At 70.7% G+C, this 15,089-nt stretch carries 13 protein-coding genes; 2 read left to right on the top strand and 11 right to left on the bottom strand.

Annotation, left to right across the window (positions count from 1 at the left end; genetic code table 11):
- Window position 1: 1 nt before the first annotated feature.
- From AB3M34_RS13490 to AB3M34_RS13510, 5 genes are all read right to left on the bottom strand, one after another.
- Window positions 2-298 carry a helix-turn-helix domain-containing protein gene (locus tag AB3M34_RS13490; protein WP_370614590.1) on the bottom strand — a complete coding sequence of 99 codons (297 nt, stop codon included), beginning with the start codon at window positions 296-298 and terminating at the stop codon, window positions 2-4.
- A 123-nt stretch (window positions 299-421) separates the two neighbouring features.
- On the bottom strand, window positions 422-901 hold the full coding sequence (locus tag AB3M34_RS13495; RefSeq protein ID WP_370614591.1) for a CinA family protein: 480 nt from the start codon (window positions 899-901) through the stop codon (window positions 422-424).
- A gap of 7 nt (window positions 902-908) precedes the next feature.
- Window positions 909-1,559, bottom strand: coding sequence for a CDP-diacylglycerol--glycerol-3-phosphate 3-phosphatidyltransferase (gene pgsA / locus AB3M34_RS13500; RefSeq protein ID WP_370614593.1), 651 nt, complete (start codon window positions 1,557-1,559; stop codon window positions 909-911).
- Window positions 1,560-1,639: 80 nt separating this feature from the next.
- Window positions 1,640-3,262, bottom strand: coding sequence for a helix-turn-helix domain-containing protein (locus tag AB3M34_RS13505; RefSeq protein ID WP_370614594.1), 1,623 nt, complete (start codon window positions 3,260-3,262; stop codon window positions 1,640-1,642).
- A 1-nt stretch (window position 3,263) separates the two neighbouring features.
- Window positions 3,264-5,798: an FtsK/SpoIIIE family DNA translocase gene (locus AB3M34_RS13510; protein WP_370614595.1), complete on the bottom strand. Its 2,535-nt coding sequence runs from the start codon at window positions 5,796-5,798 to the stop codon at window positions 3,264-3,266.
- A 132-nt stretch (window positions 5,799-5,930) separates the two neighbouring features.
- Here AB3M34_RS13510 and AB3M34_RS13515 point away from each other — a divergent pair, with 132 nt between their 5' ends.
- Both AB3M34_RS13515 and AB3M34_RS13520 read left to right on the top strand, forming a co-directional pair.
- On the top strand, window positions 5,931-6,521 hold the full coding sequence (locus tag AB3M34_RS13515) for a carboxymuconolactone decarboxylase family protein (RefSeq protein ID WP_370614597.1): 591 nt from the start codon (window positions 5,931-5,933) through the stop codon (window positions 6,519-6,521).
- Window positions 6,518-7,396 carry an RNA polymerase sigma-70 factor gene (locus tag AB3M34_RS13520; RefSeq protein WP_370614599.1) on the top strand — a complete coding sequence of 293 codons (879 nt, stop codon included), beginning with the start codon at window positions 6,518-6,520 and terminating at the stop codon, window positions 7,394-7,396. The genes AB3M34_RS13515 and AB3M34_RS13520 overlap by 4 nt, the downstream gene beginning before the upstream one ends.
- A gap of 7 nt (window positions 7,397-7,403) precedes the next feature.
- Here the strand turns inward: AB3M34_RS13520 and arcA are convergent, their stop codons facing one another.
- The 6 genes from arcA to nirB form a co-directional block, all read right to left on the bottom strand.
- On the bottom strand, window positions 7,404-8,660 hold the full coding sequence (gene arcA / locus AB3M34_RS13525) for an arginine deiminase (RefSeq protein ID WP_370614601.1): 1,257 nt from the start codon (window positions 8,658-8,660) through the stop codon (window positions 7,404-7,406).
- 23 nt (window positions 8,661-8,683) lie between these two features.
- Window positions 8,684-10,093: a basic amino acid/polyamine antiporter gene (locus tag AB3M34_RS13530; RefSeq protein ID WP_370614603.1), complete on the bottom strand. Its 1,410-nt coding sequence runs from the start codon at window positions 10,091-10,093 to the stop codon at window positions 8,684-8,686.
- Between the two features lie 131 nt (window positions 10,094-10,224).
- Window positions 10,225-10,929 (bottom strand): sirohydrochlorin chelatase, encoded by a 705-nt coding sequence (locus tag AB3M34_RS13535; RefSeq protein ID WP_370614605.1) that lies wholly within the window; start codon window positions 10,927-10,929, stop codon window positions 10,225-10,227.
- Window positions 10,926-12,050: a uroporphyrinogen-III synthase gene (locus tag AB3M34_RS13540; RefSeq protein WP_370614606.1), complete on the bottom strand. Its 1,125-nt coding sequence runs from the start codon at window positions 12,048-12,050 to the stop codon at window positions 10,926-10,928. Before AB3M34_RS13540 ends, AB3M34_RS13535 begins: the two co-directional genes overlap by 4 nt.
- The gene (gene nirD, locus AB3M34_RS13545) at window positions 12,047-12,457 is read right to left on the bottom strand and encodes a nitrite reductase small subunit NirD (protein WP_370614608.1); all 411 of its coding nucleotides are present in this window, start codon (window positions 12,455-12,457) and stop codon (window positions 12,047-12,049) included. Before nirD ends, AB3M34_RS13540 begins: the two co-directional genes overlap by 4 nt.
- Window positions 12,454-15,060: a nitrite reductase large subunit NirB gene (gene nirB, locus AB3M34_RS13550; protein WP_370614609.1), complete on the bottom strand. Its 2,607-nt coding sequence runs from the start codon at window positions 15,058-15,060 to the stop codon at window positions 12,454-12,456. The genes nirD and nirB overlap by 4 nt, the downstream gene beginning before the upstream one ends.
- Window positions 15,061-15,089 lie beyond the last annotated feature (29 nt).

Below are 15,089 nucleotides of genomic sequence, written 5' to 3' on the forward strand. Positions count from 1 at the left end.
CTCAGCGGGCGCCCACGGAGTCAGGCGCGGGTGCGAGCGCGATCGAAGCGTCGAGGGTCGACTGCTCCTGGATCTCGAGGAGTGCGCTGACGTCGCGGAGAACCTGCGACATCGGCACGTCGAGGGCGTCGCACAGCGCGGCGAGAAGCTCGGAGCTCGGCTCCTTCTGGCCACGCTCGACCTCGGAGATGTAGCCCAACGAGACACGGGCAGCGGCGGAGACGTCGCGCAGCGTCATGCCCTTGGCCATCCGCCGGGCACGCAGGACCTCTCCGATCAGACGTCGAAGCACCGTCATCTCACACCTCCGCTCTCAGATGTAGTACAACTCCTCGTCGAGCCGCGTTCTTCCCACCACTCTAGGCGCACCCGGAGCCATCGCGGCAACGGACCACCTCGAACGAGCGACGCATGTCGGCGGTCAGGAGATCCCGAGCCGCTCGGCGAACGCCGCCAGGACACCCTCCACGGTACCCGCACGGATCGAGGCCCGGTCGCCGTCGAGGGTCAGCCGCAGCGACTCTGCGCCGTCGGCGTCGGCCACCGCCACGTACACCGTCCCCGCAGGCTTGCCCTCGCTGGGCCCGGGCCCGGCGACGCCCGTCGTGGCAAGCCCGTACGTCGATCCGAGTCGGTCGCGCACTCCGAGCGCCATCGCTTCGGCGACCTCGGGATCCACCGCGCCCTGTGCCGCGAGCAGAAGCTCGTCGACACCGAGGAGGGTGGCCTTCAGCTCTGTGGCGTACGCCACCACACCGCCTCGTACGACTTCAGAGGCGCCCGGCACGTCGACCAGGCGAGCGCACACCGCCCCGCCGGTCAGCGACTCCGCCACGGCGACGGACCTCCCCGTACGGCGAAGCGCGTCGACGATCGCCGCGGGATCCGGAGGCACCGTCACGACGGGATCAGCGCGAGCTGCCCGGGACCTGCTCGGCGGCAGGCGACTGGGCCTTGGACTCGCGCACCATCCGGACCGCCTGGGCGACGTAGTCGAGACCGGTCACCAACGTGACGAGCACGGCAGCGGCCATGGAGAGATAGGCGAACCACATCACCCAGTCCGGCAGCAGCGCCTCGATGGGGAAGACGTAGGCGCCGAGCGCGACCGCCTGCAGCACGGTCTTGAGCTTGCCGCCACGCGATGCAGGCATGACTCCGTAGCGGATGACGGCGAAGCGCATCACCGTGATGCCCCACTCGCGGACCAGCACCACGATGGTCACCCACCACGGGAGCGCTCCGATGATCGACAGACCGACGAAGGCCATCCCGGTGAGCGCCTTGTCGGCGATCGGGTCGGCGATCTTGCCGAAGTCCGTGATCAGGCCGCGGCTGCGGGCCAGGTTGCCGTCGATGCGGTCGGTCGCCATCGCCACCACGAACACCGCCCACGCGGCGAGCCGCAGACCGGTGTCGTCGCCGCCGTCGATCAGCAGGAGCCAGCCGAACAGCGGCACGAAAGCGATCCGCAGCACGGTCAGCGCGTTGGCGATGTTGTAGTTGCTGGGCTTGTCGCCGACGGGCGTCGAGGTGTCGTCAGGCCGCGCTGCATTCATCGTGTCTCCTCGGGCCGCTCAAGGGGATCTGGTCGGGCGGTGCCCCTCTCCGCGGACCGTCGTCCAGCCTATCGTCACCCTCAAGAATCGCCGAGCGTGGCTCTGGCCTTCCCTGCGCTGTCGCCCAGGCGGTGCGCCTTGCCGCCGTTGACGGCGACCGTGGCAGCGTCGCCGCGGCCCGCAGTGACCGTGGCGGGGCCCACGACACTGACGCGGCGGAACTCACCCTTGGCCAGGTCTCCGGACCAGATGGTCGTCCCCCGGGAGTCGGTGACTGCGACCTTGGTCGGCTTCTTCTCCTTGCCGCGGATCACGAGGTGGTTGGTCGTGGGGGCACCCAGACCGGCCAGCGCGGACGGGTCCGCGGGCGCAGGAGCGGCCTCGGTCGGCACGGTGGCGGGCGCTGAGCCGTCCTCACCGCCGACGACGAGCTGGCCGATGCCCCAGATGATCGCCAGCACCAGCACGACGACGGTGAGCGCCACCCAGCTGCGTCCGCCGCGGGCGACGCGGATGGTGCGGGACCCCGTGGAACGCTCCGCCTCGAACACGGCACGCGCCGGGATCGGCGCCTGTGCGTACGACGCGTCGTACGCGCTGATCCACGGCGCCGGATCGGCTCCGAGGACGCGCGCGATCGCTCGGAGGTGCCCGCGTGCATAGAAGTCGCCGCCGCAGGCGCTGGTGTCGTCGTCCTCGAGCGCCTCGATGACGTGGGGGCGGATCCGCGTCCGAGCGGCGAGGTCGTCGACCGTGACTCCGACGCGTTCGCGAGAGGCGCGAAGCATCGCCCCAAGCGACGTGGTCTCGGTCTCCGGCTCGGGAGCGGGTTCGGCCTCGGTTTCCTGGGGCTGTGCCGGTGCAGCCTTCGCGGTGGGAGCGGGGGTCATCTCGACCGGCCGGTCGAGCACGAGCTCGGGACGTCCGTGGCTTGCGCGCAGGGCGGTGACGACCTTGAAGCCCGGCGCGAGTGCCGAGGTGCCGGCGCTCTGCACGAGACCGAGGTCGATGCGTGCGGGAGCGGAGACGGGGGTGGGGTCTCGATCGCTTCGCGCCTCGACCGGCGAAGGTGAGGCCGCCTCGACCGGCGAAGGTGAGGCCGCCTCGACCGGGGGTACCGGCGAGGGGTCTCGATCGCTTCGCGCCTCGACCGGCGGCACCGGCGGGGGTGTGGGCTCGGAAGCCTGCGGTCGTACGACCAGCTGGTCGTCGCCTGACAGCGCGGCGAGGGTGACGGGAAGGTCCTCGTGGCTGGCGCGAACCGCGAGCCCCAGCGGCACCACGTACGCGGTGCCGTCGGTGGCGACGACCTCGAGAGCGCCGTCGCGCAGGATGCCGCTCGGCTCGTCGATCAGGACGTGGTCGACCGCCTCCCAGGGCAGGCCACGCCAGTCACGGCCGTGCCGGAACCGGACTCCGAGGTTGTCGGCGACGAGCAGCGGACTGCGCCCGTCCCACCAGCCGCGGCCCGCGAAGGCGGCAAGCACGGCGAGGGCGAGAACGACCAACCACAGGACCGGCGATCCGTCGACGGCGCGCACGGCGTACAGGAGCGCGAGCGCGCCTGCTCCCGCGGCGACCAGTGCGAGCGCACCGGCGCTGCGGCGCACTTCGAGGACCTCGTCACGCACCCCCGCAGCACCGCGCACGTCCGGCGCGCGCTCACCACCGTCGAGTCGATCCGTCTCCAGCCGATCCGTCATGTCACTCCCCTCGCAGGGTCTCCAGTACCTCGTCCAGGTCGTCGGGCTTGATGAGCACGTCGCGTGCCTTCGAGCCCTCGCTCGGGCCCACGACTCCGCGGGACTCGAGGATGTCCATCAGCCGCCCGGCCTTGGCGAAGCCGACGCGCAGCTTGCGCTGCAGCATCGACGTCGAGCCGAACTGCGTGTTGACGACCAGCTCGACCGCCTGCAGGACGAGATCGAGGTCGTCGCCGATGTCGTCGTCGATCTCCCGCTTCGTGGCCTGCGGCGCGGTGACGTCCTCGCGGTAGACCGGCTGGAGCTGCTCCTTGCAGTGCTGGACGACCTCGTGGATCTCCTTCTCGGTGATCCAGGCGCCCTGCATGCGCAGCGCCTTGTTGGCACCCATCGGGAGGAACAGCCCGTCACCGCCGCCGACCAGCTTCTCGGCGCCCGGCTGGTCGAGGATGACGCGGCTGTCTCCCAGCGACGACGTCGCGAACGCCAGCCGGCTCGGCACGTTGGCCTTGATCAGGCCGGTGACGACGTCGACGCTCGGACGTTGCGTGGCGAGCACCAGGTGGATGCCCGCGGCGCGGGCGAGCTGCGTGATGCGGACGATCGAGTCCTCCACGTCGCGCGGCGCCACCATCATGAGGTCGGCGAGCTCGTCGACGACGACCAGCAGGTAGGGGTACGGCGCCAGGGTGCGCTCGCTGCCCGGCGGCACCTTGACCGTCCCTGCCTGCACGGCCTTGTTGAAGTCGTCGATGTGCCGGAACCCGAAGTTGGCGAGGTCGTCGTAGCGCAGGTCCATCTCGCGCACGACCCACTGCAGCGCCTCGGCAGCCTTCTTGGGGTTCGTGATGATCTGCGTGATGAGGTGCGGGATGCCCTCGTACGCGGTGAGCTCGACCCGCTTGGGATCCACCAGGATCATCCGGACCTCGTCCGGCGTGGCGCGCATCAGCACGGACGAGATCATCGAGTTGATGAAGCTCGACTTGCCCGAACCGGTCGCACCGGCCACGAGCAGGTGAGGCATCTTCGCCATGTTGGCGACCACGAAGCCGCCCTCGACGTCCTTGCCGAGGCCGACCACCATCGGGTGGTGGTCGCTGCGTGCCCGGTTGGACCGCAGGACGTCGCCGAGCGACACGGTCTCCTTGTCGGTGTTGGGGATCTCGATGCCGATCGCCGACTTGCCGGGGATCGGTGACAGGATCCGGACCTCGTTGGACGCGACGGCGTACGAGATGTTCTTGGCGAGGGCGGTGATCTTCTCGACCTTGACCCCCTGCCCGAGCTCGATCTCGTACCGGGTGACGGTCGGCCCGCGCGTGTAGCCGGTGACCTCCGCGTCGACGCCGAACTCCTCGAGCACGGTCGTGAGCCGCGCGACGACCGCGTCGGAGGCGGCTGTGCGGGCCTTGTGCGGGGTGCCCTCGCGGAGCATCTTGTCCGCCGGGAGCGTGTAGACGATGTCGCCGGACAGCGCGAGCTGCTCGGCGCGCGCCGGCAGCGGCGTCATCGGCGGGAGCTCCACCGGCTCGTCGCCACCGGCCGTTGCCGCAGCGGTAGGCACGTCGACGCCCACGGTCTCCTCGTCGGGCGCTGCCTTCTTGAGCTTGCCCTTGCGGGCGCCCGTGTCGACGGTGGGCTCCTCGTCGGCACCGACGACGAGCGGGTTGTCGTAGGGCACGTCGCTGCCCGTGCCGCCCCGCGGCGCGCGCTTGGGAGCCTTCGGGGCCTCCGACGCGCCGTCCTCCGGCGGCTCGGCGTGGCGGTTGCCGAGGATGAGGTCGCGGGCGCCGCGGATGCGGTCAGGGATGCGGTAGACCGGCGTGCCGGTGATCACCAGGAGCCCGAAGAACGCCAGCAGGGCCAGCAGCGGAACCGTGACGTACGGGGTACGGAGAAGGTCGTCGAGCAGCTTGGAGACCCCGAAGCCGATCGCCCCACCGGCGTCGCGGATGCCTTCGCCGTTGCCGTCGGACGGCTTCGGGATGCCGTTCGCGATCGAGACGATGCCGAGGACGCCACCGGCCAGCGCGGCCCAACCGATGACCTGACGTCCCAGCGGGCCGTTGGCCTCCGGGTTGCGCATCGTGCGGGCACCGGCGACGAACAGGGCGAGCGGGACGGTCCACGCGAGCAGGCCGACGCTGTTGGAGACGGCTTCGGCGACCGCGTCGGTCACCGGGCTGGCGACCTGGAACCACACGGCGCCCACCACGACCACGCCGAGGCCGATGAGAGCGAGGCCGATGCCGTCGCGGCGGTGCTCAGGATCGAGGTCGCGGGCAGCCGTGCCGATGCTGCGGACCACCGCGCCGATCATCCGGGCGAGGCCCATCCAGATCGCGGCGACACCGCGACCGAGCGCGGTGAAGGCACGGGTGAACGGGCCAGGGCCGGTCCGGGGCGGCGGGGCCGGTGGTCGACGCTTGGTCGAGCCACGGCCGCGCTGCTGCGGACGTCGGTCCTGGCCGCCGGACGACCGCGGGGACTTTTTTGACGACCCTCGCGGTGGGGAAGACGTACGGCTCGCCATGGTGGCGAGCCTAAGGGCGCGCCACGCCGAACCCCGGTATCCCACGCCGGTCGCTCGGCCCGTTCGCGCGACGCTGTCACAGATCCCGTACGAGCGGTGTCTTCATGCCGAGAGCAACCACGAGGAGGAGACATGACCAGCACCACCCGCGTACCGCCGGTCGAGATCACCGGACTGTACGGCGCCGTCGTGAAGCGCTTCAGCCGCAAGATGTTCGGCGAGGTCCCTGAAGGACTCGGCGTCCTGTGGAACAACCCGCCGGTCCTCAAGGCGGGCCTGTCGATCGGGCAGAAGGCATCCCGCTGGGACACCTGCGACAAGAACCTCAAGTCGTACGCCCACATGGCGGTGGCCTCGATGATCGGCTGCTCGTTCTGCCTCGACCTCGGCTACTTCCAGGCGCACAACGAGGGGCTCGATCTCTACAAGGCACGCGAGGTCCCGCGGTGGCGTGAGTCGGACGTCTTCACGACGTTGGAGCGTGAGGTCCTCGACTACGCCGAGGCCATGACGCAGACGCCGCCCACCGTCACCGACGAGCAGTCCGCGTCGCTGCTCGACCAGCTCGGGGCACCCGCGCTCGTCGAGCTCACGACGTGGATCTCCATCACGAACCAGATGGCGCGAGGCAACGTCGCCCTCGGGATCGAGTCGCAGGAGTACGCCGCCGCCTGTGGACTCGCCCCGCTGGCCCAGCCGAGCGGCGTAGCGTCACCGGCATGACCGACGACCCGTTCGTGGCTCACCGCAGCCTGCTGTTCACGGTGGCGTACGAGATGCTCGGGTCCGCTGCGGACGCCGAGGACGTCGTCCAGGACACGTGGCTGCGGTGGGCCGGGCTCGACGAGGCGACGCAGGCGGAGGTACGCGATCCGCGGGCGTACCTCGTCCGGATCGTCACGCGGCAGTCGCTGAACCGGATGCGCACCCTGGCGCGGCGCCGCGAGGACTACGTCGGCCAGTGGCTCCCCGAGCCGCTGCTGACGAGCCCCGACGTCGCCGAGGACGTCGAGCTCGCGGAGAGCGTGTCGTTCGCGCTGCTCACCGTGCTCGAGACCCTGGCGCCGACCGAGAGAGCCGTGTTCGTGCTGCGCGAGGTGTTCGAGGCGCCCTACGACGAGATCGCGGAGGCGGTCGGCAAGTCCACCCCCGCCGTACGCCAGATCGCCCGCCGGGCCCGCGACCACGTCGCCGCACGACGCCCTCGGGTGCCGGTGGACCGGGCGGAGCAGGAGGCTGTCGTGCGACAGTTCATGGCGGCGTTGAGCGGGGGTGACCTCCAGGCGCTGATGGACCTGCTCGCGCCGGACGTCGTCGCCGTCGGTGATGGCGGCGGGCTCGCACCCGCAGTCAGCCGACCCGTCATGGGCGCAGAGAGGGTCGGGCGGATGCTGCTGGTGTTCGCGCGGCGCGAGAAGGCGCTCACCCTGACCCCCACGTGGCTCAACGGCGCGCCCGCCGCCCGGGTGGAAGTGGACGGAGAGGCGGCCAGCGCCGTCAGCGTCGTGGTCGAGCACGGGCGCATCACGCGGATCTACGCGGTCGCGAACCCGCACAAGCTGCGCTGGCTCGACGAGGAGGCCGCGCTCAGCCGCTGAAGCGTGCTCAGAAGTCGACGGGGTCGCGGACGATCGGGCAGGTCATGCAGTGCCCTCCCCCGCGTCCGCGACCGAGCTCGGCACCGACGATCGTGATGACCTCGACACCGGCCTTGCGCAGCAGCGCGTTGGTCTCGGTGTTGCGGTCGTACGTGAAGACGACGCCTGGCTCGAGCGCGACGGCGTTGTTGCCGGAGTCCCACTGCTGGCGCTCGGACGCGTACACGTCGCCGCCGGTCTCGATCACCCGCAGCTCGGACAGCCCGAGCGACTCGGCGACGACCTCGACGAACCGGCCCTCGCCCTCGTCGACGACCTCGACCCCGGGCGCCTGGTCGGACGGGTAGAGCGAGAACGTGTGCACCGCGTCCATGATCCGCGGGTAGAGCGTCACGACGTCGCGGTCGGCGAAGGTGAACACCGTGTCGAGGTGCATCGCCGCACGCAGCTTCGGCATGCCGGCGACGACGACCCGCTCGGCGGCGCCCTGCGCGAACAGCGCCTGCGCCACCTGCGTGATCGCCTGTCGCGAGGTGCGCTCGCTCATGCCCATCAGCACGACGCCGTTGCCGACCGGCATGATGTCGCCGCCCTCGAACGTCGCCTGCCCCCAGTCCTGCTCCGGGTCGCCCCACCACACGGTCGAGCCGACGAAGTCGGGGTGGTAGGAGTAGATCGCCTTCATCAGCAGCGTCTCGTCGTGGCGCGCGGGCCAGAACAGCGGGTTGAGGGTCACTCCCCCGTACAGCCAGCACGTCGTGTCACGCGTGTACAGCGTGTTGGGCAGCGGCGGCATCAGGTACTCCTGGACGCCGGTCGACTCGCGCGCCATCGCGACGTACGGCGTACGGAAGTCCTCCGGCAGGTCCGTCGTCGCCATGCCGCCGATGAGCAGCTCGGCGAGCGGCGCCGGGTCGAGGGTCTCCAGGTAGCCCCGCGTGGGCTCGATCAGCCCGAGCCCGACCTCGTTCGGGACGATCTTTCGGTCGAGCAGCCAGTCACGAGCCTCTGGGATCGCGACGGTCTGCGCGAGGAGGTCGTGCAGCTCGACGACCTCGACGCCGCGGTTGGTGAGCTTGTTGACGAAGTCGGCGTGGTCGCGCTGCGCGTTCTCCACCCACATCACGTCGTCGAACAGCAGGTCGTCGGCGTTCGTGGGGGTGAGGCGGCGGTGTGCCAGCCCGGGCCGGCACACGAGCACCTTGCGGAGCCGTCCGACCTCGGAGTGGACTCCGTACGAGGCTGAAGGTGACGGTTCAGTCATGTCGATGCCTTTCTCGGGGGACGTCAGAGCGTGATGCGGCCGGTCCACAGCGCGATGACGCCGAACACCGCAGCCACGACGATCACCACGAACAGGGCGATCTCGGTCGGGGTGAAGAGGCGGCGCCCGTTCTCCGTGCGCGCCTTGACGTAGAGCAGGGTGGCTGGAGCGAGGATCAGGGTCGACAGCACGAGGAACTCGAGCCCTGCGGCGTCGAAGAGGAACAGCGTGTACGCCGTTGCGACGCCCGCCGTGATCGTCTCCATCCGGCGCGTGCGTGGTGTCGCGTTCTGGTACGCCTCACCGGTCAGGCCGAGCTTGAGGGCGTACGCGGCTGCGAGGAGGTACGGCAGCAGCGCGAGGCTCGTGCTCAGGTCGAGCATGAAGTTGAGGGCGTCGTCGATGACCAGGGTGAGGGCGAGGAGTGCCTGGACCCCGAGCGACGTGACGACGAGCGCGGTGATCGGCGTGCCCTTGGCGTTCTCCTGGCCGAGGAACTTCGGGAAGTCGTCGTTGCGGGCGGGGATGTACATCACCTCGGCCGCCATCAGCGTCCATGCGAGGTAGGCGCCAAGGACGGACACGACGACGGCGACGCTGATGAAGACCTCGCCCCAGTCCCCCACGACCGACTGGAACACCCCGACCATCGACGGCTGCCGCGTGTCGGCGAGATCCGGCTGCGGCACCACGGAATAGCTCGACAAGGTCACCAGCGCGAACAACGACAAGACGCTCAGGAACCCGAGAACCGTGGCGCGGCCGACGTCCGAGCGCTTCTTCGCGTAGCGCGAGTAGACGCTCGCGCCCTCGATCCCGATGAACACGAACGTCGTGATGATCATCGTGTTGCGGACCTGCTCGTCGAGGTTCCCGAGGTCGCCGTAGCCGTACGCGGTCCAGTTGTCGGCGAAGACGTCGGCGTCGAAGTTCAGGAACAGCACGACGATGAAGACGACGATCGGGAGGATCTTGAAGATCGTGACGATCCGGTTGATGACCGCTGCGTCGCGGACTCCCCGAGCGATGAGCGTGTGGAAGAACCACACGCCCGCCGTTCCGAGTGCCACGGCGAGCACCGTGTCGCCGTCTCCGAAGCCGTCGAAGAACGCGCCGAGCGTGGCGGTGATGAAGACCCAGTAGAACGTGTTGCCCGCGACCGTGCTCGCCCAGAAACCGATCGCCGAGTTGAAGCCGGCGTAGTCGCCGAAACCCTCCTTGGCGTAGATGAAGACGCCGGAGTCGAGCTCGGGCTTGCGGATCGCGAGGTTCTGGAAGACGAACGCCAGCATCAGCATGCCGGTGCCGGCGATGGCCCACGCGATGAGCGATCCGAGGATGCCGGTCGCGACGCCGAACCGGGCCGGCAGCGAGAACACGCCTGCGCCGACCATCCCGCCGACCACCATCGCGGTCAGGGTCGGGAGGCTCATCTTGCTCACGGTCGACGGTGTCGTTGTTTCCGTCGTACTCATCCGGTCCCCCTGCTCATGCCGTCAGGGCGAGACTAGGGCTGGACCCGCGACACCGCGACCGCTGCGGCACCCGTCCTGTGATCGGCTCGCTACGCCGCGTGGGCGTACGCCCTCCCGCGGGCGTCGAGGAAGCGACGGACGACGAGCCCCGTGAGGCGTGCGTCGGGCTCACCGCCGTCGAGGAACGGCTCGCTCACCAGGTCGGCGCCGACGGCGTCGAGGCGGTCGCGGAACCAGCCGGGCGCGAGCAGGTAGGAGGCGACCGCCACTCGCGCGGACGGGTGCCGCCGGCGTTCGTCCGCGACAACCTCGGCGACGGTGTCCCGGCCGGCGCCCACGTGCCCCAGCGAGACGGGCGCGCCGAGTGCACTTGCCAGCAGTGCGGCCCCGCGCTCGGTGTCGCGCACCGCCTGCGGGTCGGACGACCCCGCGGCCGCGAGCACGACGCGGTCGCCTGCGCGCCACCCGGCCTGCCGCAGGCGCTTCGCCAGCAGTCCTGCGAGGACCGGGTCGGGCCCCAGCGCGGGCGCAGCGACCACGTCCGTACGGCCGGCGACCGCGGCAGCGATGTCGACGTGGACGTGGTACCCGGAGGACAGCAGAAGGGGAACGACCACTGCGGGGCCGTCGGTCTGCGTGACCACCTCCGCGACCTGCGGCTGCTGCACGTCCACGAACGTCGGCGACACGGCGAGACCGGGCAGCGCCCCGGCGACGGCGTCGACGAGACGGCTGATCGCCCGCTGTCCGTCGGACGAGCGGGTGCCGTGACTGCACGCGACCAGAGTCGTCATCGCTGCCCTCCGAGGTCGAGGTTGATCCGGTAGCCACGCTTCACGACCGTCTCCACGACCGGCTTGCCGCGGAACGCCTCGCGCAGACGGGCGACGGCGACCTCCGCGGTGTGCGGGTCGGTCGAGCACCCAGGGAGGACACGCAGCAGGGCCTCGCGCGACACGACAGCGCCGGGCACTGCGGCGAGCGCACGCAGCACGGCGAGAGCGCTCGGGGACACCGCCACCACCTCGTGGTCGAGGGTGACGGCGCGGGCGCGGATCCGAAGAGCGCCCGCAGGCGTGCGTACGGCCTCGTGCTCGTCGCCGAGCTCCATGATCAGGGTGCGCACCAGGGACCCGAGGCGTCCGCGGTCCGGGACGAGCGGTCGGATGCCGGCGTTGCGCAGCGGCTCCGCAGTCACCGGCCCCACGGCAGCGACGGTCAGGAGGCCTGATTCCGCGAGGTCGACGATCTCGGCGAGAACGCCTTCCTTGCGAGCGGTCGTCAGCCACGCTGCGGATCCGGGCGCCGAGGTGAAGACGACCGCGTCGTACGCCCCCGCCGCGGCGTCGCGCACGGAGGCGCAGACCGCCTCGGGATCCGGCGGCGGACCCCACCGGTAGACGACGAGACCGACGGGGTGGCCGCCCGCGGCGCGTAGCTTCTCCTCGAGACCGTCGTCGCCTGCACCGTGGTGCTGGACCAGGATCCGCAGTCCTTCGACGCCTTCGGTGCAGAGGAAGTCAGCGATCTCCGCGGAAGTCTCGGACTCGGCGACCCAGTCCGGCACCAGCCCCGCCGCCTGGAGGGCTCCTCGCGCCTTGGGTCCGCGCGCCACCAGCCGCGTACCGGCCAGTGCTGTCACGAGCGCCTCGCCCAGGCCGGCAGCCTCGGCCGTGTCCAGCCACGAGCGGAACCCGATGCCGGTCGTGACCACGACGACGTCGGCGGACTCGGCGACGAGCTGTCGGGTGTGCTCGAGCAACGTCTCCTCGTCGATGTGTGACTCGACGCCCAGCGCGGATGCCACGGACACCACGGCACCGCGCCGGCCCAGCGCCAGCGCCAGGTCGTCGGCGCGGCGCTGGGCCGTCACGAGGATCGCGGTCCCGGCGAGGACGGGGCCGAGGGGGGTCACGGCGCCGCCACGGCCCCGACGAGCGAGGAGGGCGCCTCGAGCGGGGAGGACGGCTCGATGATCGGGACGGTCGTGACCTCCACGAACCCGTCGACGACCCGGGTCCCCCACACGCCAGCACGCACCTCGGGCTCTTCCACCGCGCTCCCGTCGTCGAGCCGGAACCGCTGCTTGTGCAGGGGTGACGCCACGACGGCCACGTCACCGACGCTGCCGACCAGCCCGCGCGCCATCACGTTGGAGCCGCTGTAGGGGTCGCGGTGACCGATGGCGTGGACGCCTTCGTCGCCGGACAGCCGGAACAGCGCGACCTGACGACCGTGGACCAGCGCGGCAGCACCGCGGTCGGCGGTCAGGACGTCGAGCGCGCAGACGCGCACCCAGTCGTGGTCGTTCGAGGGGATCACGATCGGACCTCCAGCGTCGTCCCGGCGATCAACGTCGCCCGCTCCTGCGGGGTGGCCGGTCGGCGCTGACCGCGCTCGTCGACGTAGACCAGATCCGGGTCGGGGGTGTCAGGACTGTTGACGAAGCTCGTGAACTTCTTCAGCTTGTCAGGGTCTGCGAGCGTCGCTGCCCACTCGTCCTCGTACTTGTCGACGTGCACCGCCATCGCTGCATCGAGGTCGGCCACGATGCCGAGACTGTCGTCGATCACCACAGATCGTACGTGATCGATCCCGCCCTCGATCGACTCGAGCCAGGCTGCGGTCCGCTGGAGGCGGTCGGCGGTCCGGACGTAGTAGAGCAGGAACCGGTCGATCACGGCGACCAGCTCCTCGGTCGTGAGGTCCTCCGCGAAGAGCTGCGCATGACGTGGGGTGAAGCCGCCGTTGCCGCCGACGTAGACGTTCCAGCCCTTGTCCGTGGCGATCACCCCGACGTCCTTGCCCCGGGCCTCAGCGCACTCGCGGGCGCAGCCGGAGACGCCCAGCTTGATCTTGTGCGGTGAGCGCAGTCCTCGGTAGCGCAGCTCCAGAGCGATCGCGAGGCCCACCGAGTCCTGCACGCCGTAGCGGCACCAGGTCGATCCCACGCACGACTTCACCGTCCGCAGCGACTTGCCGTACGCGTGCCCGGACTCGAAGCCCGCGTCGATCAACCGCTTCCAGATCAGCGGCAGCTGGTCGATCCGCGCGCCGAAGAGGTCGATCCGTTGACCGCCGGTGATCTTGGTGTAGAGCCCGAAGTCGGCCGCGACCTGCCCGATCGCGATCAGCCCCTCCGGCGTGACCTCTCCGCCGGGGATCCGCGGGACGACCGAGTAGGTGCCGTCCTTCTGCATGTTGGCCATGACGTGGTCGTTGGTGTCCTGCAGCGCCGCGGCCTCGCCCTCGAGCACGTGCCCCGTCTCCAGCGAGGCCAGGACCGACGCCACCACGGGTCGGCAGATGTCGCAGCCGCGCCCGGTGCCGTGGGACGCGACGAGCTCGGAGAACGTACGGATGCCTGTGACCCGGACGACGTCGAACAGCTGCGCGCGGCTCATCGCGAAGTGCTCGCACAACGCGTTGGAGGTCTCGATACCCGCCGCCGTCAGCTCCTCGTCGAGCAGCTTCTTGACCAGCGGCAGGCACGACCCGCAGCTCGTGCCGGCCTTCGTGCAGCCCTTGACGGCGCCCAGGTCGTGGCACGGCTCGCCGCTCTCACCGCGTACGGCGCAGCGGATCGCGCCGGCGCTGACGTTGTTGCAGGAGCACACCGACGCCTCGTCGGGCAGGGACACTCCCCCGATCGGAGTCACGCCGTCCGGCACGAGCCACGCGGTCGGGTCGGAGCCGAGCTCGCTGCCGACCATCGGGCGCAGGGACGCGTACGCCTCGGCGTCGCCGACGAGGATGCCGCCGAGGAGCGTCTTGGCGTCGTCGGACATCACGAGCTTCTTGTAGACGCCGCCGACCGGGTCGGCGTACACGACCTCGAGGCTCCCCTCGGTGCCGGCGAACGCGTCGCCGAAGCTCGCGACGTCGACGCCGAGCAGCTTGAGCTTGGTCGAGAGGTCACCGCTGGTGAACGTCGCGTCGCCGCCGAGCAGCCGGTCGGTGACGACCTCCGCCATCGTGTAGCCCGGACCGACCAGCCCCCACGTGCGTCCGGCGATGTGCGCGACCTCGCCGATCGCGTAGATCGACGGGTCGTCGGTCAGGCACGCGTCGTCGCACACCACGCCGCCCCGCTCGCCGATGCCGAGGCCGACCTCACGGGCGAGCTCGTCGCGCGGGCGGACGCCGGTCGCGAAGACCACGACGTCGACATCGATGTGGCCGCCACCGTCGGCGAACTCCATCGAGCCGACGGTCCCGCGGCGGTTGGCGCGGACCTTGGCGGTCGCGGTCGCCGTCCGGACCTCGACACCGAGCTGCTCGATGATCCGGCGCAGCGTGCGACCACCGGCCTCGTCGACCTGCATCGGCATCAGCCACGGCGCGAACTCGATCACCGTCGACTGTGCCCCGAGCGCCTGGAGTGCACCGGCTGCCTCGAGCCCCAGCAGGCCGCCGCCGACGACGGCGCCGCGGACGGGTCGATCGAGGCGGTCCGACAGCTCGTTGACGTACGCCCGCAGCTCGGCGACGTCGTCGACGGTGCGGTAGACGAAGCAACCGGGGGTGTCCTTGCCGTCGATCGGCGGCACCATCGCGTACGACCCCGTGGCCAGCACGAGGGCGTCGTACGCGTAGGTCCGGCCGCGCGCCGTGACGGTGCGGGTGTCGCGGTCGATCGCGGTCGCCTGGACACCGCGGTGCAGCCGGACCCCGTCGACGGCCCAGAGGGAGCCGTCTCCGAGGACGAGGTCGTCGGGATCGCGGTCGGAGAAGAAGGAGGTGAGGGCGACCCGGTCGTACGGGGGACGGGACTCCTCGCCGAAGACGTCGATGGTCCAGTCCGCGGTCGCGCCGCGTTCGACCATCGCCTCGACGAGCCGGTGCGCGACCATGCCGGCACCGATCACGACGAGGCGCTTGCGGGCGGGGCTGCCGTCGGTGCCGGAGCTAGTGTCCATGTCCATGTCCGAGACGGTAGGAAGTGGGTGTTTCG

The sequence above is a fragment of the Mumia sp. Pv4-285 genome (genome assembly GCF_041320275.1).
GTDB classification, from domain to species: Bacteria; Actinomycetota; Actinomycetes; order Propionibacteriales; family Nocardioidaceae; genus Mumia; species Mumia qirimensis.